A 21678-nucleotide genomic window follows, 5' to 3' on the forward strand; every position below is an offset into this window, starting at 1 on the left:
CTCTATTCGGCCGGAACGCCAATTTCCCGCACGGACCGCAGCCAGAAGCGGGCCATCAGCAGCACCGCGGCGAAGGCCAATCCAAGCACAAGACCCATCCAGACGCCGATCCCGTCCATTCCCCGGACGAACCCAAAGTAGTACGAGGCCGGGATACCGATGACCCAATAGCTGAGCGCCGCTATGACCATCGGGATCTTGGCGTCCTGCAATCCGCGCAGCAGCCCCAGCGCAATGACCTGCGCCCCGTCTACCAGTTGGAACAGGGCCGCCAGGGCCAGCAGGCCGGTGCCAATCGCCAATATCTGCGAACGCTGCGGGTCGTCCGGTTCCATGAACAGCGAAATCAACGGCTCGGCGCATGTCAGAAACAATATGATCGTTATCACCGACACCACCAGCGACATCCCGGTGACCGCCACCGCGCCCTTTTCCAGATGGGCACGATCCCTGCGACCCAGCGCATTGCCCGCCCGAATGGTGGCCGCATTGGACAGGCCCAGATGTACCATGAACATGGCAGAGGCCAGGTTCAATGCGATCCCGTGCGCAGCCAGCGGCACTTGCCCCAACCATCCCATCATCACAGCAGAGGTGGCAAACAGCGTAACCTCGGCCAGCGTGGTCAGCCCAATGGGCACACCAAGGCGCAGAACGCTGCCGAACATCTCCCAATCCGGGCGCCAGAAGCGCCGGAACAGGCTGTGTTCAGGCAGGACATAGACCGCATAGATGATCACGGCGATCAACGAGACGAGCTGGGTCACGATCGACGCAATTGCGGCGCCGATGACGCCCAGTTCCGGCGCGCCCCAATTGCCGAAGATCAGCGCATAGTTCGTCACCCCGTTGACCAACGCGGCAACCACCGTGATCCACAAAACGATCTGCGTGCGCTCAAGCGCGGCCAGATAGGATTTCAGGACCATCACCAGCAACGCGGGAATGATGCCCCATCCGGCGACACGCAGATATTCCGACGCGGTTTTGGCGACCTGCGGGTCCTGCTTTGCGGCGATCAGGATCGGATAGGACCACCACAGCAAGGGCAGCACCAGGGCCGCATAGAGCAACGACAGCCACAGCCCCATGCGGGTGGACCGGCGAATGCTGGTTTCATCCTCTTCCGCTGCGGCAGTTGCCACCATTGGCATGACGGCCCAGCCGAATCCTGCGCCAAACAGAAACAGCACAAAGTAAAAGCTGCCGGCCAGCGTCACGGCAGCCAGAGCCTCGACCCCGTACCAGCCCAGCATGATCGTGTCGGTCAGACCGATGGCAAACTGCGCCAGATGCCCGCCGATCAACGGCAGGCCCAGCACGGCAATGGCGCGAAAATGGCCGGGATATGTCATCACTTTCGTCATCGGCACAGCCATATGCGCGGCCCGATGCCGGGACAAGAGGGGAAAGGTAAAATTTCAATATGAGACAAAAGGCCTCCACGCCGGTATCCCCCGGCGTGGGGCAGGTGCCGTGGCCGGTTAGCGCGCTTCCGGATGCAGGGCCGTGCCCAGAATGTGTTCCGAGCGGTGGATCACATGATGCGCCTGCCCGACGATCAGGGGATCGGGTTCGCCCACGACCTGATAATTCTTGCCGGGATAGTCCAGCGTGGACAGGAAGTGGCGCATGCAGTGCAGGCGCGCGCGCTTCTTGTCGTTGGACTTGACGATGGTCCAGGGCGCGTCCGCCGTGTCGGTGTAGAAGAACATCGCTTCTTTGGCTTCGGTATAGTCGTCCCACTTGTTCAGGCTGGCCTTGTCGATCGGAGACAGCTTCCACTGTTTCAGCGGATCGGTCTCGCGGCTCTTGAACCGGCGCTGCTGTTCGTCCTGCGTGACCGAGAACCAGTATTTGTAAAGCTGGATGCCCGACCGCACCAGCATCCGCTCAAGCTCGGGGGTTTGGCGCATGAATTCGAGGTATTCGTTCGGCGTACAGAACCCCATCACCCGCTCGACCCCGGCGCGGTTGTACCAGGAGCGGTCGTAGAACACCATTTCACCAACGGTCGGCAGTTCCTGAACATAGCGCTGGTAGTACCACTGCCCCTTCTCTTCCCAGGTCGGCTTGTTCAGCGCAACGATCCGCGCTTGACGGGGGTTGAGGTGTTCCATGAACCGCTTGATCGTACCGCCCTTGCCGGCGGCGTCGCGGCCCTCGAACAGCAGCACGAAGCGCTGTCCGGTCTCTTGCGACCAAAGCTGAACCTTCAGAAGCTCGGCCTGAAGCTGCGCCTTCTCGGCCTCATAAACGGCGCGGGCCATCTTACGCCCATAGGGGTATTTGCCGCTTTCGAAAGCCTGCCGGATTTTTTCCAGGCTCGGCGGCACGGGCGCGGTTTTTCTGACTGGTTCGGCGTTGATTTTCTGGGATTCTGGCTCGATCTTCGCAACTGCTTCCATGCATGTTCTCCTGGCTTTCACTGTCCTCAGTGACGGCTAGCAGAAATGCCCTGAACGCGCTTTGATTGGCATCAAACCTGAACCTGACACCGACAAAAAAGCGGTGGACCGATCCCACACATCCTCTGTTCAAAAACACCTCGCGAAACGCGAGGGGCCGCCCCTACCGATGCCCCCAATCGTCAGGATTGTCCGAGTTGTTGGGCGACAACCCCAACACATCCCCGTCGGTCGAACACCCCAACCCCAGCACCGTCCGGTTGGCATAGGAAAAATACGCGCAGACCTGATTGATCTCGAGTATCTCTCCGTCGTCCCACCCGGCCTCGCGCAGTGCGATCACGTCCTGTTCCGTCAAATCCGCCGGGGCCTCGGTCAGCTTGCGCGCATAGTGCATCGCCGCGACCTGCGCCGCATCCAACGGGGCCTGCCCGGGTGTGCGCGCCTCAATTGCGGCGCGGATCGCATCCCCGCGCGCGGTGTCGCCCAACAGCCGCTGCAACCCGCTGAAATGATGTTCGACGCAGTAGCCGCAGCGGTTCAGCGAACTGACCCACACGCCCAAAACCTCGAGAAACCACTTTGGCACCCGATTGGCCGAGTGGTGCAGCACAGTCTTGTAAATCGCCATGTGGCCTTCCATCGAATGCGGCCGCAGAGAATGCGCCATCATGATGTTGTCCACATTGTTGTCGGGGCCGGTGACCCGCTCGTACAGCTTTCGCAGCCTGCCGGTGGCCTGGTCGAACGGAATGGTTTTGATCCAGCTCATGAAGTTCCCGCTATTTGTATCTTTGAGTTGCGATCACTCTAGTTACGATCTCACCCATCCGCGAGACGAAACCGCGCCGTCCCGAACAACTATTGGTGCCCTTGCCTATTTTGGTACGTACAATCAAAGCTATGACGCCGCAGCACAACCGGGTAAGCTTCCAGAAATTGGGGGAGGAACCAAGCCGGTGAACAAAGCGGAAGAGAGAGTCGCGAAATTCTACGCCAACCACCCAATTTCAGCGCCACACATACTGACAAAGCTGGAGCAAAGCCGTGGCTCGCTGAAAGACGTCGAACCGCAGGAACTCTACCCATTCGATCAGGATCACTATGACGGGTTGAACGCGAACGCACGGCTAGCCAAAAACACCGGGATGCACCCCGGTGACAATGTCCTTGATGTGTGTTCCGGCCTGTGCGGACCTGCAAGGTGGTATGCCGTCCAGCGTGGCGTTCAGGTCACAGGAATCGACCTCAGCCCGAACCGCGTGGAAGGCGCTAAGGAACTGAACACTCTTGTCGGACTGCAGGATCAGGTTCACCCGGTTCTGGCCAGTGCCGTGGACATACCCTTTGAGGACGCGCGCTTTGACGCTGCGGTCAGCCAGGAGTCGTTTCTGCATATTCCCGACAAACAAAAGGCGCTTCACGAAGTGTTTCGCGTTCTTCGTCCCGGCGCCCGCTTTGCGCTTACTGATTGGGTGATGCACAGCCCCCTGCCGGTGGAAGAACTGGACCATTACAGACAACGCTTTGCCTGCCAGTCCATGCTGAGCATCCCCCAGTACCAAACCCAATTGGAAAACGCCGGTTTTAACGTGGTGTTAGCAGATGACCTGACGCATTCATGGGGGGACATTCTGGCTCAAAGGCTCAGGATGTATCAAGATCTCGACGCCGAAGCGGAACGCGCCGGGAATCCATCCAAGGGGAACGATTTCCTGATCATGTACGCCAAGTTTGTCGACGATGTTCAGCAGCGCCGTATCGGCGGTGCCCGCTTAACCGCTGAAAAACCAAACTAACCTCTGGGATCAACGTTTTTGCTGATGTGCGACGTGGGCTTATCCGGCATCTGCGCCGTTAAAGACAGAACACAACACCTCGCGCCCCTCTTCCCCCGGACCACATCACCTGCCATAATGGGTCAAACTCAAAAACAAGAGCAGCACCCATGCCCGACGATCTGTTGACGCCCAGCGCCACCACTGCCTATGACGCCTCCTCGATCGAGGTGCTTGAAGGGCTGGAACCGGTCCGCAAACGCCCCGGCATGTATATCGGCGGCACGGATGAGCGCGCTTTGCATCATATGGTCGCTGAAATCCTCGACAACTCGATGGACGAAGCCGTCGCAGGCCACGCCAACCGGATCGAGGTGGAACTGCATTCCGATTACGCCCTGACCGTACGCGACAACGGGCGCGGCATTCCGATTGATCCGCATCCCAAGTTTCCCGACAAATCCGCGCTTGAGGTCATTCTGTGCACCCTGCACGCGGGCGGCAAGTTTTCGGGCAAGGCCTATCAGACCTCGGGCGGTTTGCACGGTGTGGGCGCATCCGTAGTGAACGCGCTGTCGGATTCGATGGTGGTGCAGGTTGCGCGCGACAAACAACTGTTCGAACAACGCTTCTCGCGCGGTATCCCGCTGGGTCCGGTGGAAAAGATCGGCGCGGCCCCGAACCGGCGCGGCACCACGGTCACCTTCCATGCCGACCCGGACATCTTCGGCCACCATCGCTTCAAACCGGCGCGGCTGTTCAAATCCATCCGCTCCAAGGCCTACCTGTTCTCGGGCGTTGAAATCCGCTGGAAATCCGCCATCGACGATGGCGAAACTCCGACCGAGGCCAGCTTCCACTTCCCCGGCGGCCTGTCCGATTACCTGAAGGAAACGATGAACGGCTCGTCCACCTATGCCGAGCAGCCTTTCGCAGGCACCGTGGACTTTACCGAGAAATTCGGCACCCCCGGCAAGGTCGAGTGGGCGATCAACTGGACCCCCTCGCGCGATGGGTTCATCCAGTCCTACTGTAACACCGTCCCCACGCCCGAAGGCGGCACCCATGTGGCGGGGTTCTGGGCGGCGATCCTCAAGGGGATCAAGGCGTATGGAGAGCTGATCAACAACAAGAAGGCCGCGCAGATCACCCGTGACGACCTGATCACCGGTGGCTGCGCGCTGGTGTCGTGCTTCATCCGTGAGCCGGAATTCGTCGGCCAGACCAAAGACCGCCTTGCCACGGTCGAGGCGCAGAGGCTGGTCGAAAACTCGGTCCGCGACCATTTCGACAACTGGCTGGCCGCCGACACCAAGTCCGCAGGCGCAATTCTCGACTTCCTCATTCTGAGGGCCGAGGAACGCCTGCGCCGGCGGGCCGAGAAGGAAACACAACGCAAGTCCGCCACTAAGAAACTCCGTCTGCCCGGCAAGCTGGTGGACTGTTCTAGTTCAACACGCGACGGCACCGAATTATTCATCGTCGAGGGCGACTCGGCGGGCGGCTCGGCCAAAATGGGCCGCGACCGCAAGACACAGGCCTTGCTGCCCCTGCGCGGCAAGATCCTGAACGTGCTGGGCGCGGCCAGTTCGAAACTGGGCACCAATGCCGAGATCAACGACTTGACGCAGGCGCTGGGTGTGGGCCTTGGCACCAAGTTCAACGTCGACGACCTGCGCTATGACAAGATCATCATCATGACCGACGCGGATGTGGACGGGGCGCATATCGCGTCCTTGCTGATGACCTTCTTTTTCACCCAGATGCGGCCGATGATCGACGCGGGCCACCTCTATCTCGCCTGCCCGCCTCTGTATCGCCTGACCCAAGGCGCCAAACGCGTCTACTGTCTGGACGAGGCCGAACGCGACGAGTGGCTTGAGAAAGGTCTGGGCGGCAAGGGCAAGATCGACGTTTCCCGCTTCAAGGGTCTGGGCGAAATGGACGCCAAGGACCTGAAAGAGACCACGATGGACCCAGCCTCCCGCAAACTGATCCGCGTTACGATTGATGAGGACGAACCCGGCGAGACCGGCGACCTGGTCGAGCGCCTGATGGGCAAGAAGCCCGAACTGCGGTTCCAATACATTCAGGAGAACGCGCGGTTTGTGGAGGAGTTGGATGTTTGAGGCAAGGTATTCCAGCCTCAAATCGTGAAATTGCAGAACTTAGCTGAATACTCGACATTTCCCGGGAATTCGTAGCAACAAAACTGCCTATTTTAGTTCCCTTACGATGCGAAATCCGGTGTCATTCTTGCGCCGATGTTCGGGTCTACTCGCGCGAGCCGACGGGCGTAAATAATCCATTCCAGTTGCAAAGCTGCCACCTTTTGCTACCCGCTCACATGTAGATTGTGATTGAGCATTCTTTTGGTACTTGCGATCACTGGATAACCCTAAGTGTTCAGACGACCAGCAAGATAGAGTCAGCTCGTATACATTCCCGGACATATGCCTCAAACCCCAACCGTTTCCAGAACTTAGGTCATTCACTAAAACAGGTATCCGCCGGTTTGTAAGCTCAGGCATTTCCTTGCCACGCATCTGTTCCGTACCAACACCGGAAAAGTTGGCCTGTTGAGGTGTCAGTTCCTCGCCCTGCCCAAATCTGGCGTCTGACCCACCTCTCGCGGCATATTCCCATTCGGCCTCAGTTGGGAGGCGATACACTTCGCCGCCAACCAAAGAATTTAGCCATGTGACGTATTCCAGCATATCAAGGAAAGAAATGTTGATTGCGGGGTGGCTGTCCTCAAGTGGGACATAATCCAAACGACCGCTATCGAGTTTTGCAAACACACGATGATCCGGACTGTGCGCACATCCACCGGCGTCAACGCACTCATTCCACTGTGCGTATGTGATTTCGTTGCGACCTATTGCGTATGGCACATCCATTTCCACGCGGTGGCGTGGATGTTCATGTGGAATAATGTTTATCGCATCAGGTGCACGCCGCGTCATCGTGGCACCTTCACCAAAGAAATCGAACGGGTTCCGTGACTCTTCTTGTGTAGCACCCATCATAAAGGAACCGAGTGGCACCACGATCATCTCTGGGCACTGATCGCATTCCTTGAAGACGTCCAGCGGGGACAACACCTCCCCATTCGAACTTCGCAACGCTTCAGTAGTTTCGGCTGAGCCTGGATATGAAGGCACTACATACGCCAGCCCGCAAAGCAACCCGAATGCCAATGCGCGTTTCAACCACTGTGGATTTGGGGGCGGGACCTTCGATCTTGCAGTGAAACCTAGACACAACCACATTTTGAAGTTTCCTTTAAGATCACAATCTCAGCGAGCTCAAACTATCTCGTGACAAGTCGAAGTTCTACGACAAAAGCTACCAATTTCCAAATTTTTTCCGTTGCCTAACCCGTTGATCCCGTTCACACTTACCCTCAATCCGTCATCCAAGAACGACATCTGAGGTTCCGGGCCCCAAGACCCAATTCGAACGACAATTTCCGAACGGGAGGACGACATGAAAACACTAACCCTCGGGCTGGCGCTGACGCTGCTTGCCTCGACAGCCACAGCGCAGCAGACGTTAAGCCTCGCCTCACCCATTCCGGACGGCGCGGAGAAGCGGTTTTGCTATTACGAAGGTCTGGCCTATTCCGAGGACTCCTTTGTCCTGCTGACGGGCGACAATACCGTCACCAGTACGGTCAGCACGGTGCAGGAACGCCTGTTGCGCTGTCATCGCGAGAACGACGATACGCTCAAGTGGAAACCGCAAAGCACGTTTTCGACCAATAACTGACGTAGGGCCGGTTTAGCCCAGCTTTTCGTCCAGCCAGTCGGCGATCTGCCCGGCGGGGCCTTCCCAGCCGGGTTCCATGAACAGGAAATGCGCGTGGTTTTCGACCGGCAAAAACGTCGCGCGATCCCCGTAGAGGTTCGCCAGCGCGCGGCAGGTGCTGGGGTTCACGGCCCGGTCCTCGGTGCCTGAGACGATCAGCACCGGGCAGTCGACCTTGTCGATCTCCACCTTCATCGCGTGGTGGTCGTCGAACATCCAAAAGAACATCTCGAACATCACGCGCCCGCTCTCAGCGCCGAGTTGGTCGAACACCTCATGCTGCTGCGCCTCGGGCATCTTGTTCAGCGCGAAGGGGGCCATCAGGTCGAAATCGACGCGCATGGGCTGTTTCCAGAACGCCCCGCCCTCCATCAGCGCGCGGGGTACGGCGCGTTCGTCTTCGGTTTCGGGCAAAGTGCCCCAGGGCGCGTTCGGGTTAATCAGAACGATGGCGCTGGCCAGACCGCGCGCGGCCACCTGCTGGGCGACAACGCCAGCGATGGCATGGCCCAGCAGCACCGGTTTGCTGTCCAGCCCCTGCACGAAATCCGCGATGTCATCCGCGTAATCCGTGACGCTGGTGTCGGTCAGGCCCGGATCGGGCTCGGCCTTTGGATCGCCGCCATGAAAGCGCAGCGCGGGGGTGTGTACCGTCCAGCCCCGGTCGCGAAAGAACCCGGCATAGTCCCGCATGCACCACGGCCCGGCAAAGGCCCCGTGGATCAGAACGATTTCTTTGGTCATGGGCCTCTCCCCCCTCTGCGCGACCCCAGTATGGCCATCCTTCAGCCTGTTACAACTGAACGTGATCACTGTTGCGTCACGGTTTGGACTTCTTACACTTGAGAGCATGAGTTTTGTGACGGACAATCAACTGCCTCTGCTGATCCTGTTCTTTCTGATCGGATCGGTGGGCACCGGTTTTCTGTTCCGCAAACCGGCGGGGCACCGGGCGTGGAAGGTGGCCGATCTGGTCTGGGTCGTGCTGGGCGGCATCGGTGCGCTGGTGGCGGTTCTCGCGGGGCTCTATTCGGCGGACAGTTCGCGGCTGGACCGGCAGATTGACGTGGCCTATGCCGCCTCGCTGGCCTTCGACCGCGACGCGGCCCGGTTCCGGCTGCGGTTCTGCGACCCGGCCTATGATCCCGACACCGCCGTCCTGTGCGACAAGGTCGAATTCCTGTCTGCCTCGACCGCCAGCAATGCCGATCTGCCCCTCTTCATCGCCGTCACGAATGAGGTTGCGCCTCTGCAAGGTCTGCACTTCCTGTTCGGGCGTCAGGCCAAAGATGACATGGAGGAAATCCGCGACATGGCCGCCAAGGCAGACGCGTTCAACATCGATCAGTTTCTGGTCTTTACCTCGCTGGATGAGCCAACGCAGACCGCCATCGACAACATGCGCCGCAAGGTGCCGGCGATTGCGGGCGATTATCTGATCCTGGCGCAGGCCTATGACGATCTGATCGATCAGGTCGGCAAGCTGAAGGATGAATGGGAATACCTGCAGGCCAACGCGCATATTCTGGTGCTGCAGATCATTGCGCTATGTCTGGTCAGTTTCGCGGCCCCCTTCCGGCTGGGTAAATCGCTGGTCGAATTGCGCGGCGCGCGGCTTAGCGCCGGTAGGACTGCGCCAGCGCCTTTGGGTCGGCCCCAAGAAAGTAGCGCAGCAGAGTCCAAAGATTCCGCGCCCCGCGCCGAAACCAGCCCGACCGTTCATAGCGTTCCGAACTCGTGATCGCCTGCGACGCCAGCAAGGTGATGCGGGGCAGTTTGCGGGCCAGTGCCACATCCTCCATAAGCGGTTGGTCGGGGTATCCGCCTGCGGCCAGATAGGTCTGACGGGGCAGCAGAAGGCCCTGATCCCCGTAGGGCAATCCGAAGACGCGGCTGCGCAGGTTGGCCCAGCCCGCTACCCACGCGGGGGCCAAGCCCTTGGCGCGGAAGGTCAGCCGAAAGGCGGCGGGTTTGCCCGTTTGCAGATGGTCCGCGACAGCTTTGGTCCAGCCGTCCTGCAGCACCGTATCGGCGTGCACAACCAGCAGCCAATCGCCCTTGGCCTGCGCGCAGCCTCGGCGCAGCTGACCGCCACGCGATGCCGGACCGGTCAGGAATTCGGCCCCGGCTTCATCCGCGATCTCGGGTGTCTGGTCTGTCGAGCCGCCATCGCTGATCACCAACTCGCGGATCAACCCGGCGTGCAGCCCTTCCATCAGCGCCTGCAGGCAGTCCGGCAAAGCCGCTTCCGCGTTCAGGGTCGGGATCACGATGCTGATGGGCGCGGGCACGTCGGATAACCTCTGGTCTTGGCGGCGAGACTTCCTATATCACGAGGCCTGAGGAAATGACGAGGACCAAGCCATGCCCACCCGCCGCATTCTGCGTCTGACCGGCTCGAACGCCGACAGCTTTTTGCAGGACCTGATCACCAATGACATTCGCGGGCTGGACAACGGGCTGGTCTATGCCGCGCTGCTGACGCCGCAGGGCAAGTATCTGGCCGATTTCTTCCTGAAACGCGACGCGGGGGCGATCCTGCTGGACGTGGCCGAAGAACTGGCCGATGGGCTGTTTAAGCGCCTCAGCATGTACAAGTTGCGCGCTGATGTTGCGATTGAGGCAACCGATCTGAACCTGCAACGCGGCACCGGGCCTGCGCCCGACGGGGCCTTGCCCGACCCGCGTCATCCAGATATGGGCTGGCGTTCGTACACGCCCGCTCCCGAAAGCGATGACGGAACCGATTGGGAGGCGATCCGCGTGCGCCACTGCATCCCCGAAAGCGGGATCGAACTGACCCCCGACAGCTATATTCTGGAATCCGGATTTGAAACCTTGAATGGCGTCGATTTCAAGAAGGGCTGCTATGTCGGGCAGGAAGTCACTGCGCGCATGAAACACAAAACCGAACTGCGCAAGGGCCTGCGCCGGGTGAATATCGACGGCAGCGCCCCGGTGGGAACGGCGATCCTGTCCGGCGGGAAACCTGCGGGCACGTTGTTCACTCAGTCCGGGGATCAGGCGATTGCCTATCTGCGCCTCGACCGCACCGGGGACGAGATGCAGGCCGAAGCCGCCAGGATCACCCTGACCGACTAGGCGCAGTTTGTTGCGCGCGCGGCACGCTGGATCTTCGGCGGCGATCCCGACCATTTGAACCGCGCCAGCGGTCCTGTCACAGTGCGGGCACACGAGCAACACGGGTGCCTGCATGTTTCAGTTATACGCCGCCATCTGGCGCGCCAGCGCCGGGCGTCAGATCATCCTGATCCTGCTGTCGCTCGCTGTGGCGGCGCTGGCTGCTGCGCCGCTGGAGTTTCAGCGCAATATCATCAACCAACTGACTTCGGACGACATAGATACAAACCGCCTGTTTTTGATGGGCGCGGGCATGCTGGCGGTTATTCTGCTGAGCCTGGCGCTCAAATGGCTGTTGGGCTACCGCGCCGGAACGCTGGGCGAAGACCTGATCCGGATGATACGGCTGCGGCTGCTGGCGCGCTCGGCCGATATGGGGCAGACCGGCGAGACCGTTCGCAAGGGCACCATGACCACCGCAATCTCGGCCGAGGCGGAAGAGCTGGGCAAGTTCGCAGGCGGCGCCTTTTCCGATCCGGTGGTTCAGATCGGCACACTGATCTCGGTCATTGGCTTCATCACCTCAACGCAACCGGGGCTTGGCCTGATCGCCCTGTCGATGATCGCGCCACAGATCGTCATCGTTCTGGTCTCGCAGCGCAAGGTGAACATCTTTGTTGCCGAGCGTGTTCACATCCTGCGCAGCGCCACCGACACGCTGACCACCGAAGATATCCAGAGCACGGTCGCCGATGTCGAAGCCAAATTCGATGACATCTTCGAGACGCGGCGGCGGATGTTTGTCTGGAAACTGTCCACCAAGTTCCTGCTCAGCGCAATTAACGGCGCCGGCATGGTTGGCGTTCTGATGATGGGCGGCTGGCTGGTTCTGCAGGGCCGCACCGATGTCGGTACCGTGGTGGCGGCCACCAGCGGGCTTGCCCGGATACAAGGGCCAACCGCCTTTCTGATCGCATTCTACCGTCAGGTCAGCGCCAACCGGATCAAGTTCGACCTGATGCGCGGCCTGTTTGGCCCCGATCCCACGCGATACCGCACCTATACCAGACACAAAAAATGACCGCGCAGCCCTGCTGTCACGGTCATTTTGGGACGTTGCACGGCGTTACGCGCGTTCGGAATATTCCATGCTTTCGGTGTTCACCACGATCATCTCATCCTGACCGATGAACGGCGGCACCATCACCTTGACGCCATTGTCCAGAACGGCGGGTTTGAACGAGTTCGCAGCAGTCTGGCCTTTGACCACCGGCTCGGTCTCGACGATCTTGCAGGTAACCTTCTGCGGCAGCGTCGCGTTCAGTGCCTCAGATTCGTAGAACTCGACCACGATGGTCATGCCGTCCTGCAGAAACGGGCGGCGTTCACCCAGCAGGTCAGCGGGCAGTTCGATCTGCTCATAGGTCTCGGCATCCATGAACACCAGCATGCCGTCAGATTCGTACAGGAACTGCTGATCCTTCTGCTCAAGGCGCACGCGTTCGACCTTGTCGGCAGAGCGGAAGCGTTCGTTCAGCTTGGACCCGTTGCGCAGGTTGCGCAGTTCGACCTGTGCAAAAGCGCCGCCTTTACCGGGCTTTACGTGATCGACTTTGACAGCGGCCCACAGCCCGTCGTTATGCTCAAGCACATTGCCGGGGCGAATTTCGTTCCCATTTATCTTGGGCATGACATAAATCCTTCACAAACGGTTGATGCGTCAGTTGCCGTCCCTATATCTGGCGGGACCACACCTGACAAGACAACGACACCTAGTGCTGCACATGCAGAAAGCCATGCAAGTGACGCAACGCAACTATGCATTTTAGCTGTATCCGAATCGCACCTAATAGGTCATAAGGACCGTCACGCCGAAAATGCAAGAGCAAGAACAACAAGGAAGACGAGATGAGAGATTTCGTTGACGGCACTGCCTTTAACAACGAGCAAGGCAATCGTGCACGCAAACTTTTCGCGGCCGTTGTGCTGGCCGCACTAGATGACGCCATCGCCGATGACAAGAAATACGGCAATGGCCCCGAACAGATCGCCCGCTGGGCCCGTTCGCGCGATGGGCGCGAGGTGCTTTCGTGCGCGGGCATCGACCCGAACGAGCGGGTTGTCAGCGGACTGATGGAGTTCGTCGGCCGTGGCGTGCGCACCTCGGTCGCGCTGTCGCGGGAAGAAAGCGAGCGTCGCAATGCCGCTCAGCAGGCAGAAGCCGCCTGATCCAGGGCGACCTCTGAACGAAAAAGCGCGCTCCTCAGCAGGAGCGCGCTTTTCTTTTTGCCCCGCGCTCAGAAGAACAGGAACCACTGCCGCGCGACCCAAAGCTCGGCCAGCACCAGCACGCCAAAGAACGCTTTGGCCCAGACGGACATGCCGCGCTGCCACAGGATGGCATAACACGCGATACAGAGTGCTATCGACACAGGCGCCACCCACAGGGCGTGATGGCTGCTGTCCCAATAGCTGACCGGGCTGTGAAACACCCAGTCGCTGAACGGCCAGAACTGAGGCCGCCCATCCCCCGCATGCAGCAGGAAATCCATCCCAAGGTGCAGCATCCCGGCGGATGCGCCGACGGTCAGAAGTTTCCAGCCGCGCCACAGCCCGATCAGCAGGGCCAGCCCCCACAGAAAAAAGGAATTGTCGATCGCAAATACGGTCTGCCAACTGCCCGAGAAGTAAAGCTGAACGAACACAACATGTTCGGGGATCCCCAGAACAAAAAGCGACGTGCCCGCCATCACGTATAGCGACAGGTCCGGCAGCAGCGATCCGAACAAGGCGGCCCACAGGACCGGTCCTCGGGCCGGGCGGGCAAAGGCGGCGGCTCCGATCAACAGATGCGCTGGTGTATTCAACTTTGGCTTTTCCTTTGCCCGCAAATCAGGTCATCTGAGCGCCAACATAGGAGACGGGGCATGGTTCGGTCCATCATGATTCAGGGCACCGGCAGCAATGTCGGGAAATCGGTTCTTGTGGCCGGTCTGGCGCGGGCCTTTACCCGGCGCGGATTGCGGGTTGCGCCGTTCAAGCCGCAGAACATGTCGAACAACGCCGCCGTCACGAAAAACGGCGGGGAAATCGGCCGGGCACAGGCGCTGCAGGCCCGCGCGGCGCGGCGCGCCACGCATACGGATATGAACCCGATCCTTTTGAAGCCCGAAACCGATACCGGTGCCCAGATCATCGTGCAGGGGCAGCGCGCGGGCACGATGAAGGCGGGCGACTACCGCAAGGACAAATCCAAACTTCTGGCTGCGGCGCTTGAAAGCTTTGATCGCCTGTGCAGCGATGCCGATCTGGTCCTGATCGAAGGCGCGGGCAGCCCGGCGGAAACCAACCTGCGCAAGGGCGACATCGCCAATATGGGCTTTGCCTGTGCCGCCGGAGTTCCCGTGGTACTGGTCGGAGACATTCACCGTGGCGGCGTGATTGCCCAGATCGTGGGAACGCAGGCGGTTTTGGACACGAATGATTTGGCGATGATCCGGGGCTTTGCGGTGAACCGCTTCAAGGGCGACGTATCGCTGTTTGACGAGGGCCGCGACGACATCGCCACGCGCACCGGATGGCCCTGTCTGGGCGTTGTCCCGTGGTTCCACGATGCGTGGAAGCTGCCGGCCGAGGATATGATGGACATCCGCTCTCATACGGGCGGTGCCTGCAAGGTTGTCGTGCCTCAGCTTGAACGGATGGCCAATTTCGACGACCTCGACCCGCTCTCTGCCGAGCCCGGCATCAGCGTTGAGGTCATCCCCGCAGGCCGCCCCCTGCCCGGCGACGCGGACCTTGTGTTGCTGCCCGGCAGCAAGTCCACCATCGGCGATCTGGCCAATTTCCGGGCGCAGGGGTGGGATATCGACCTTTACGCCCATGTGCGCCGGGGCGGGCATGTTCTGGGCCTGTGCGGCGGGTATCAGATGCTGGGCAAAACCATCTCGGACCCGGACGGGGTCGATGGACGGCCCGGCAAGGTCGACGGCTTGGGCCTGCTGGACGTTGACACCGTCATGGCTGGCAAAAAGCACGTTACGCTGACCGAGGCCCGCGCTTTGCCGGGTGGTGAGCCTGTCAGCGGCTATGAAATCCACATGGGCCAAACCGAAGGTCCCGATTGCACCCGCGCCTGGCTTGAGGTCGATGGCCGCCCCGAAGGAGCCGCCAGCCCGAACGGTCGCATTCTGGGCAGCTATCTGCACGGTATCTTTTCGTCGGACGCGTTCCGCGCCAGCTATCTCTCAAAGCTGGGGGTCACGTCGGACAACGCTTATGAGGATGGGGTCGAACAAACACTGGACGATCTGGCCGACCATCTGGAACAGCACATGGATCTGGATCTGCTGCTGGAACTGGCAAGTAAGCCCCGGCGCGGTTAAGCCTTATTCCAGCTCCTGCGCGGCCAGGGCGCGATGGATTTCGCGACGTACCATTTTGCGGACGTTTCGCGTTATGCGCTCGCCCAAAGCACCCTGCAACTCCTGCCGGACGACATCCGCGATCAATTCCCGCAAGGTATCCTCGTCCATTGGCAGGGCCTGCGTTTCGGACCCATCCGGCGCTGCCCCTTCCGGCTCGGGCGTCTCGGGCGCTGAGACCGACGGGCTTCGAACAAAGGTCGCGGCGGTCTCGGCCTCTTTCACAAAGACGAAGGATTCGGGCTCATCCTGCGTTTCCAGCTTCTCCGCGGCGAAACCTTTTTCGGCGTTCCACGGCAAGGACTGAACCGGCGTACCGGAATAGGCGTCATCACTGTCGCCGTCGGGTTCCCACTGATCTTCGGTGCGGGCGATCGCAGCCTCGAGCGCTTCGATCTTGGCGCTCAGGCTGACGGTCGGATTGTCTTCAGGGGCCGCCGGTTCGCTTTCCGCCACTGGCTTTTCTGCAAACGCCGGTGCCTTGCCATCCCGGTTGGCGGGGGTGCCCGCTCGGACAATGTCGCAGGTCCGCAGCAGCATCGGCTTCGCCGATTTCTCGGCGCTGTATTCCGGTTCAAGTTTCAGCGGTGCTGCATCCCCTTTCGGGGATTTGCCAATGCGCAGGGCATCTGTCAGAACCAGCCGCCCGGGCTTGCGCGCCGCAGCCTTTGAATCCGATCCCGGCTCTTTCCGGGCCTCTTCACTGACAAGACGTTTTACCGAAGACAGGACATCCTCGATACCGGCTTTTACGACATTATCCGTCATTGTTCTCTACCGCTCTATCCTCGGGATCGAGTGTAGCCAAACAATGCAGACCTCACAACAGGTAGTATTGCCCCTTAGTCCCGCCGCAACGCTTTGAGGACGCGATCCAGATCCTTGCTCTGTTTGCTGATCTGAGCCGGCGCTTTCTTGACCAGATTGTAATACAGTGTCGGATCATAGATTTGCACCGCAAGACCCAGACGTTCAGCGGTCAGCAACCCCTGCGCCTGCAACAGCTGATAGGCCGCCAGCGACCGTTCCGTGCGCGAGGCGACCTCGGCCAATTGCGCATCCAGCAAGTCCTGCTGCGCGTTCAGAACGTCCAGCGTGGTCCGGGCGCCCAGCGTGGCTTCCTCACGAATCCCGTCAAACGCGACCTGCGACGCCCGCACACGTTCGGTCGAAGCGGTAAGGCTGGCGGTTGCGGATTCGAAGCGCGCAAACGCATCGGCGACCCCTTGCGTGATGTCCTTTTGCACATTCAGCAGGTTGGCGCGGGATGCATCGCGGGTCGCCATAGCACGGCGCACGGCAGCGGCCAGACGGCCACCGGCATAGATCGACTGATTGAGCGTCAGCGCAACGCCTGCGGTGTTTTGGTAATCGTCATCGTCAAAGTTCTCACGAACACCGGCATTCGCACCAAAGCTCACATTCGGACCCAGATTGGCGCGCTGCTGCTGAACAATCAGGTCCAGAGCCCGAACCTGATGCTGCGCCGACAGGATCGCCGGATGGTTCCGCTGCGCCAGACTGACCGCCTCGGATTGCGAGCGCGGCAGATTGGGCAGGCCCGGCTGACCGGCTGTCCGACCCGGAAGTTTGCCAACCGCATTCACATATTCGGCCTGCGCGGTGCTCAGATCACCCCGCGCATCCGCCAAGTCGGCCCGCGAACTGGCCAACTGCGCTTCGGACAGGGCAACGTCCGTCCGCGTCACCTCACCCACTTCGAACCGGTCGTTCGAGGCGCGCAGTTCCTCGCTGGATACGTCCACGTTGTTCAGGCGAATCTGAACCGTTTCTTCCTGCAGAAGAACGCTCAGATAAGCGGTCGCCGCGCGGAACAGAACCTGCTGTTCGATATCGATCAGCGTTTGCCGGGTCGAAAGAACAGTCTCTTGCGCAGATTGCTTGCCCAACACGGACGCGCCGCCGTCATAGATCAGTTGGGTCAATGTCAGCCCGGTGAAAAACCGCGCCGGGTTCGTTGTTGTCACTGTCGTACCGGTGCGTGTCTTGGTGTATTCCTGGCTGATATCAACCGTCCAGTTGATGATCGGACGCAAAGCCGAAAGGGCGATCGCGACGTCTTCATCCGCTGCACGCAACAGGGCCCGGTTCTGCTCTAGCAGGCCACTGGTGTTATACGCGCCGATGAACGCATCTGTTATATTGTCCGCCCAAGCCGCACGTCCGGGAACTACGCTGATGGCAATGCCAGCGGTCAAAGCCAACACCCTGACCAGCTTACCTGTCGCCGTACCACGCATATCCAAATCCTCTCAAATCGAAATAACGCTGCCTCTCCGGCAGTTTGCGCCTTTGTTTTCAACTAATCAAGGCGGCAAAAATATCTGTCAAATGACTATAGCGAAAATGCACACTTTGCGGAAAAGCTATCTAAAACCGGTGCGCTGGCGTTGAAGGCATCGCGCCAGCTGACCCGTTCGCCGGATTTGCGGCCGATCCGGACGGTGCCCAGATTCCCCTCGACGAACAGGCAGGCAATGCGGCCGTGATCCTTGAGCTGTCCCAGCAGATCGTCCGGTATTTCCTCGACCCCGCCCTGGATCATGATCACGTCATACGGCCCATGTTCAGCCGCGCCCTGTGCCAGAGGCCCCACGTGGACAATCGCGTTGTCGGCATTGGCTTCGCTGAGCAGGTTCTGTGCCTCGGACGCCAGGGTTTCATCTTCCTCGACACCCACAACCAACTGCGCCATGCGCGCGGTAACAGCGGTCGAGTAACCAAGCGCCAAACCGATATCCAGCACCGCCTCGTCATTTGAAATATTCAGCGCATCCAGCATCTTAGCCAGAGTGCGCGGCTCGAGCATGCAGCGCCCGTTTCCAAGGTCGATCAGCTCTTCGGCATAAGACGCCTCGCGCTGCGACGCGGGCACAAAGCTTTCCCGCGGGACGTTCAGCATCGCGTCAATGATCGGAAACTTCGTGACGTCCGAGGGCCGAACCTGCGTGTCAACCATCGTGCGGCGCCGGGTGGCGAAATCTGTCATGTGATCTCTCGTCTTGAACCCTTGATTATCTGGCTTGTGCCACATCCCTTGCGCACCGGCAACGGCCCAGATGCCGCAACCCGGGTTTTGTGGCAGGTTTCGTACCGGACCGAGGGCGCTCAATTTACAGGCCGAGCGCCGATTTTGCATTCTTCCCACTGGACGCCCCCAGCGAAAGCTGCTAAAACGCCCTCCACACCACGGCAAGTATTTGATTTTACTTGAAAAGGCGAGTTGGCGGAGTGGTGACGCAGCGGATTGCAAATCCGTGTACACCGGTTCGATTCCGGTACTCGCCTCCATCTCTCTGAAACGCTTCGGTTTTGCGGTCTGGAATGTCCGTTTATTCTGCGGCGCGTCCTTGCGGAATGACTTCATATCCCGGTTCTTCCGGCTCATCGTCTTCCATCTCGGGCGGAAAACCAGGGGCGCGGATGTCGAGGCCGGTGGCGTCTTCCAGCCGCCGGATGATATTCGGCGACAGTTCGCGGTCTCCGTACCGGGCAATGCCGTCTTCGAAAATGCTGATCATCACGGGATTGATCTCTAACGGAACACCGGCGCGGTCGGCAACGTCCTGAAACAGGCCGATGTCCTTTTTCACCAGATCCATGGTGAACGAGATATCGCGCGAGCCGTTCAGGATCACCTGACTTTCGGTTTCATGAACGAATGAGGTGCCCGACGAGATTTTGATCGCCTCATAGGTAGTATTCAGGTCCATGCCCGCTGCCTTGGCCGTCACCAAAGCCTCGGCGCAGGTAATCAGGTTGGCGGTGGCCAGGTAGTTGGTCAGCACTTTCAAAACGGAAGCCGAGCCCAGATCGCCCGTATGCAGGACCCGACGGCCCATCGTGGTCAGGAAGGGCAGAATACGCTCGAACGTCGCGCGGTCGCAGCCTGCGAAGATCGAGATATTGCCAGTCGCCGCCCGGTGGCACCCGCCGGAAACCGGGCAATCCACGGCAGCACCGCCCCGTTCAATGACCATCGCGCCCAGGCGTTTGACCTCGGCCTCGTCGGTGGTCGACATCTCCATCCAGATTTTACCGGGGCTGACCTCGGGCAGCATCTCCTGCATCACCGCGTCCGAGGCGGCAGGGGACGGCAAGCAGGTGATCACCGCATCGCAATCGCGCATCAGCTGGGCCGGATCTTCCGCCGCTTTGGCCCCTTGTGCGACAAAGGCCGCCACCAGATCCGGGTTCAGGTCATGCACGGTCAGATCGATTCCGTTGCGCAGCAGCGACCCAGAAAGCTTGCCGCCCACATTGCCCAGCCCGATAAACCCTACCTTCATACGCCGCACCCTCCTGTTCGCGTGTTGCCGACCATGCGATCACGTCGCAGCGATCGGATCATGCCGCCCAGCGACGCCGACAGGTCGCTTTTTACCCGCTTCCTCACGGATCGGCGCGTTGCGCTTGACAAGCGGGCCGCCGCTGCCGCATGTCCCTTTCGTTGGTGTCTGCGACAGCAGATGAAAAGGGAATGCGTCAGCGGGTATTTCCGTCAAACGCAGCCGCCCCCGCGACCGTGACCGGAGAGGGTGCCCAAGCCACTGGCGAATGCCGGGAAGGCGGGACATCCGACAGAGGAGAGCTCTGACATCCGCAAGCCGGGAGACCTGCCAACGCCCGAAGATGAAACCGGACGGGGTGTTCCGGTGTGGGGCTCTGATCGGCCCGCATGAAACCCCGTCCCCCACGAAGAGGATTTGGGGGGATGAGAGACATGACCGAGACCGTTCCGGTCGAACTTCTGGTTTGCACGACCTGTCGCCGCGGCCTGCCTGTCGAAGATGATGCACAGCGGCCCGGCACGTTGCTGCACAAGGCGCTGGAACAGGCGGGCCTGCCCGAGGGCATTACCCTGAAAGCCGTCGAATGCCTGTCGAATTGTGATGAAGGCTGTTCGATCGTGCTGCGCGGCGGGCCGGATCGCTGGACCTTTGTCTACGAGCATCTGAACGAAACCGACCATGTCGGCGTGATCGTCGAGGGCGCGACCAAGTACCTCGCCACCGAGGACGGTCTGGTCAAATGGCGCGAGCGCCCCGAACATTTCCGCAAAAACTGTGCGGCCCGCATTCCCCCGATTGGAGCCCTGAAATGAGCAATCTCGAAAAACTTCCCGTCACCGTGATCACCGGCTTTCTGGGCTCGGGCAAGACCACGCTGGTGCGTCACCTGATGCAGAACCCGCAGGGCAAGCGTTTGGCCGTTGTCGTTAACGAATTCGGCGACGTGGGTGTTGATGGCGATATCCTGAAATCCTGCGCCATCCCGGATTGCCCTGCCGAAAACATTATGGAACTGGCGAACGGCTGCATATGCTGCACCGTGGCCGATGATTTCATTCCGACCATCGAGGCGCTGATGGCGCTGGAGCCGCGGCCCGAACATATCCTGATCGAAACCTCCGGCCTCGCCCTGCCCAAACCGCTGCTGAAAGCGTTCGACTGGCCCGATATCCGCTCGAAAATCACTGTGGACGGCGTGATCGCTCTGGCCGATGCCGAGGCCGTCGCCGCCGGTCGCTTTGCACCGAATGTCGAGGCGGTGGATGCCCAGCGGCTGGCCGATGACTCGATCGATCACGAAACGCCCCTGTCCGAGGTGTTCGAGGATCAGATCTCCTGCGCCGACATTATCCTGCTGACCAAACCCGATCTGGCTGGCCCGGAAGGTGTGGCGAAGGCCAAGGAAGTCATCGCAGCCGAGGCCCCCCGCCCCCTGCCCGTGGTCGAAGTCGCCGAGGGCGTGGTGGATGTGCGCGTCGTTTTGGGCCTCGAGGCCGCAGCCGAAGACGACATGGACGCCCGCCCCAGCCATCATGACGGCCATGACGACCACGAGCATGACGATTTCGAAAGCATCATCGTCGAACTGCCCGAACAGACCGACCCCGCCGATCTGGTCGCCAGGATCGAACGTCTGGCGACCGAGCTGAACATCCTGCGGGTCAAAGGTTACGCCGCTGTTCAGGGCAAACCGATGCGCCTGTTGGTTCAGGCCGTCGGTGCGCGCGTCCGTCATCAGTATGACCGTCCGTGGGAACCGGGCGTAGAGCGCCGTTCGCGCCTTGTGGTGATCGCCGAGCATGACGATATCAAAGAGGCCGAAATCCGCGATATCCTTGTGGGCTTGAAAGAGGCCGCCGAGTAA

The 21678-nt window shown here is 60.3% G+C and carries 21 protein-coding genes, 1 tRNA gene, 1 pseudogene and 1 riboswitch; of the genes and pseudogenes, 11 read left to right on the forward strand and 12 right to left on the reverse strand.

Annotation, left to right across the window (positions count from 1 at the left end; all coding sequences use genetic code 11):
- Positions 1-2 precede the first annotated feature (2 nt).
- From ACR0K1_RS04355 to ACR0K1_RS04365, 3 genes are all read right to left on the reverse strand, one after another.
- Positions 3-1367, reverse strand: a complete 1365-nt coding sequence (locus tag ACR0K1_RS04355; protein ID WP_480613522.1) for an MATE family efflux transporter — start codon at positions 1365-1367, stop codon at positions 3-5.
- A gap of 117 nt (positions 1368-1484) precedes the next feature.
- The gene (gene ppk2, locus ACR0K1_RS04360; RefSeq protein ID WP_480848936.1) at positions 1485-2408 is read right to left on the reverse strand and encodes a polyphosphate kinase 2; all 924 of its coding nucleotides are present in this window, start codon (positions 2406-2408) and stop codon (positions 1485-1487) included.
- A gap of 163 nt (positions 2409-2571) precedes the next feature.
- The gene (locus ACR0K1_RS04365; RefSeq protein WP_480848938.1) at positions 2572-3180 is read right to left on the reverse strand and encodes a carboxymuconolactone decarboxylase family protein; all 609 of its coding nucleotides are present in this window, start codon (positions 3178-3180) and stop codon (positions 2572-2574) included.
- Here ACR0K1_RS04365 and ACR0K1_RS04370 point away from each other — a divergent pair.
- Both ACR0K1_RS04370 and parE read left to right on the forward strand, forming a co-directional pair.
- Positions 3179-4207: a methyltransferase domain-containing protein gene (locus ACR0K1_RS04370; RefSeq protein ID WP_480613516.1), complete on the forward strand. Its 1029-nt coding sequence runs from the start codon at positions 3179-3181 to the stop codon at positions 4205-4207. The genes ACR0K1_RS04365 and ACR0K1_RS04370 overlap by 2 nt on opposite strands.
- 149 nt (positions 4208-4356) lie before the next feature.
- Positions 4357-6315 carry a DNA topoisomerase IV subunit B gene (parE, locus tag ACR0K1_RS04375; protein WP_480613514.1) on the forward strand — a complete coding sequence of 653 codons (1959 nt, stop codon included), beginning with the start codon at positions 4357-4359 and terminating at the stop codon, positions 6313-6315.
- 87 nt (positions 6316-6402) lie between these two features.
- Here parE and ACR0K1_RS04380 read toward each other — a convergent pair whose 3' ends face one another.
- Entirely contained in the window at positions 6403-7287 is an 885-nt protein-coding gene (locus ACR0K1_RS04380; RefSeq protein ID WP_480848940.1) for a formylglycine-generating enzyme family protein, read from the reverse strand.
- 388 nt (positions 7288-7675) lie between these two features.
- Here ACR0K1_RS04380 and ACR0K1_RS04385 point away from each other — a divergent pair, with 388 nt between their 5' ends.
- Positions 7676-7957, forward strand: a complete 282-nt coding sequence (locus tag ACR0K1_RS04385; RefSeq protein WP_480613510.1) for a hypothetical protein — start codon at positions 7676-7678, stop codon at positions 7955-7957.
- 12 nt (positions 7958-7969) lie between these two features.
- Here ACR0K1_RS04385 and ACR0K1_RS04390 read toward each other — a convergent pair whose 3' ends face one another.
- Positions 7970-8740 (reverse strand): alpha/beta hydrolase, encoded by a 771-nt coding sequence (locus tag ACR0K1_RS04390; protein WP_480848943.1) that lies wholly within the window; start codon positions 8738-8740, stop codon positions 7970-7972.
- A gap of 106 nt (positions 8741-8846) precedes the next feature.
- On the opposite strand from ACR0K1_RS04390, the pseudogene ACR0K1_RS04395 reads away from it, so the two are divergent.
- Positions 8847-9602, forward strand: a pseudogene (locus tag ACR0K1_RS04395) (hypothetical protein); the annotation flags it as partial.
- 10 nt (positions 9603-9612) lie between these two features.
- Here the strand turns inward: ACR0K1_RS04395 and ACR0K1_RS04400 are convergent.
- Positions 9613-10287, reverse strand: coding sequence for a TIGR04283 family arsenosugar biosynthesis glycosyltransferase (locus ACR0K1_RS04400; protein ID WP_480848945.1), 675 nt, complete (start codon positions 10285-10287; stop codon positions 9613-9615).
- 73 nt (positions 10288-10360) lie between these two features.
- On the opposite strand from ACR0K1_RS04400, the gene ygfZ reads away from it, so the two are divergent.
- Both ygfZ and ACR0K1_RS04410 read left to right on the forward strand, forming a co-directional pair.
- Positions 10361-11098 (forward strand): CAF17-like 4Fe-4S cluster assembly/insertion protein YgfZ, encoded by a 738-nt coding sequence (gene ygfZ / locus ACR0K1_RS04405; protein WP_480848947.1) that lies wholly within the window; start codon positions 10361-10363, stop codon positions 11096-11098.
- Between the two features lie 112 nt (positions 11099-11210).
- Positions 11211-12158 carry an ABC transporter transmembrane domain-containing protein gene (locus tag ACR0K1_RS04410; protein WP_480613502.1) on the forward strand — a complete coding sequence of 316 codons (948 nt, stop codon included), beginning with the start codon at positions 11211-11213 and terminating at the stop codon, positions 12156-12158.
- Between the two features lie 45 nt (positions 12159-12203).
- Here ACR0K1_RS04410 and efp read toward each other — a convergent pair whose 3' ends face one another.
- A complete protein-coding gene (gene efp / locus ACR0K1_RS04415) occupies positions 12204-12767 on the reverse strand; it encodes an elongation factor P (protein WP_480613500.1) in 564 nt (187 codons plus the stop codon).
- Positions 12768-12985: 218 nt separating this feature from the next.
- Between efp and ACR0K1_RS04420 the strand changes: the two genes are divergently transcribed.
- Positions 12986-13306 (forward strand): DUF6280 family protein, encoded by a 321-nt coding sequence (locus tag ACR0K1_RS04420; RefSeq protein ID WP_037310273.1) that lies wholly within the window; start codon positions 12986-12988, stop codon positions 13304-13306.
- Positions 13307-13374: 68 nt separating this feature from the next.
- On the opposite strand, the gene ACR0K1_RS04425 is transcribed toward ACR0K1_RS04420, so the two are convergent.
- Entirely contained in the window at positions 13375-13944 is a 570-nt protein-coding gene (locus ACR0K1_RS04425; protein ID WP_480848950.1) for a cobalamin biosynthesis protein CobQ, read from the reverse strand.
- A gap of 60 nt (positions 13945-14004) precedes the next feature.
- On the opposite strand from ACR0K1_RS04425, the gene ACR0K1_RS04430 reads away from it, so the two are divergent.
- Positions 14005-15462, forward strand: coding sequence for a cobyric acid synthase (locus ACR0K1_RS04430; protein ID WP_480848952.1), 1458 nt, complete (start codon positions 14005-14007; stop codon positions 15460-15462).
- Positions 15463-15465: 3 nt separating this feature from the next.
- Here the strand turns inward: ACR0K1_RS04430 and ACR0K1_RS04435 are convergent, their stop codons facing one another.
- The 3 genes from ACR0K1_RS04435 to ACR0K1_RS04445 all read right to left on the reverse strand — a co-directional run bounded on the left by ACR0K1_RS04435 (position 15466) and on the right by ACR0K1_RS04445 (position 18511).
- A complete protein-coding gene (locus ACR0K1_RS04435) occupies positions 15466-16269 on the reverse strand; it encodes a hypothetical protein (protein ID WP_480613494.1) in 804 nt (267 codons plus the stop codon).
- Positions 16270-16343: 74 nt separating this feature from the next.
- On the reverse strand, positions 16344-17762 hold the full coding sequence (locus ACR0K1_RS04440) for a TolC family outer membrane protein (protein ID WP_480613492.1): 1419 nt from the start codon (positions 17760-17762) through the stop codon (positions 16344-16346).
- Positions 17763-17857: 95 nt separating this feature from the next.
- Positions 17858-18511 carry a protein-L-isoaspartate O-methyltransferase family protein gene (locus ACR0K1_RS04445; protein ID WP_480613490.1) on the reverse strand — a complete coding sequence of 218 codons (654 nt, stop codon included), beginning with the start codon at positions 18509-18511 and terminating at the stop codon, positions 17858-17860.
- A gap of 228 nt (positions 18512-18739) precedes the next feature.
- Here ACR0K1_RS04445 and ACR0K1_RS04450 point away from each other — a divergent pair.
- Positions 18740-18813: transfer RNA gene (locus ACR0K1_RS04450), tRNA-Cys, on the forward strand.
- Between the two features lie 41 nt (positions 18814-18854).
- Here the strand turns inward: ACR0K1_RS04450 and ACR0K1_RS04455 are convergent.
- Positions 18855-19820, reverse strand: a complete 966-nt coding sequence (locus ACR0K1_RS04455) for an NAD(P)-dependent oxidoreductase (protein ID WP_480613489.1) — start codon at positions 19818-19820, stop codon at positions 18855-18857.
- A 136-nt stretch (positions 19821-19956) separates the two neighbouring features.
- A riboswitch (cobalamin riboswitch) is annotated at positions 19957-20160 on the forward strand.
- Between the two features lie 85 nt (positions 20161-20245).
- Here ACR0K1_RS04455 and ACR0K1_RS04460 point away from each other — a divergent pair.
- Positions 20246-20626 carry a DUF1636 family protein gene (locus tag ACR0K1_RS04460; protein ID WP_480613487.1) on the forward strand — a complete coding sequence of 127 codons (381 nt, stop codon included), beginning with the start codon at positions 20246-20248 and terminating at the stop codon, positions 20624-20626.
- The gene (gene cobW, locus ACR0K1_RS04465) at positions 20623-21678 is read left to right on the forward strand and encodes a cobalamin biosynthesis protein CobW (protein WP_480613485.1); all 1056 of its coding nucleotides are present in this window, start codon (positions 20623-20625) and stop codon (positions 21676-21678) included. Before ACR0K1_RS04460 ends, cobW begins: the two co-directional genes overlap by 4 nt.

The organism is Ruegeria sp. F5 (assembly GCF_056533845.1).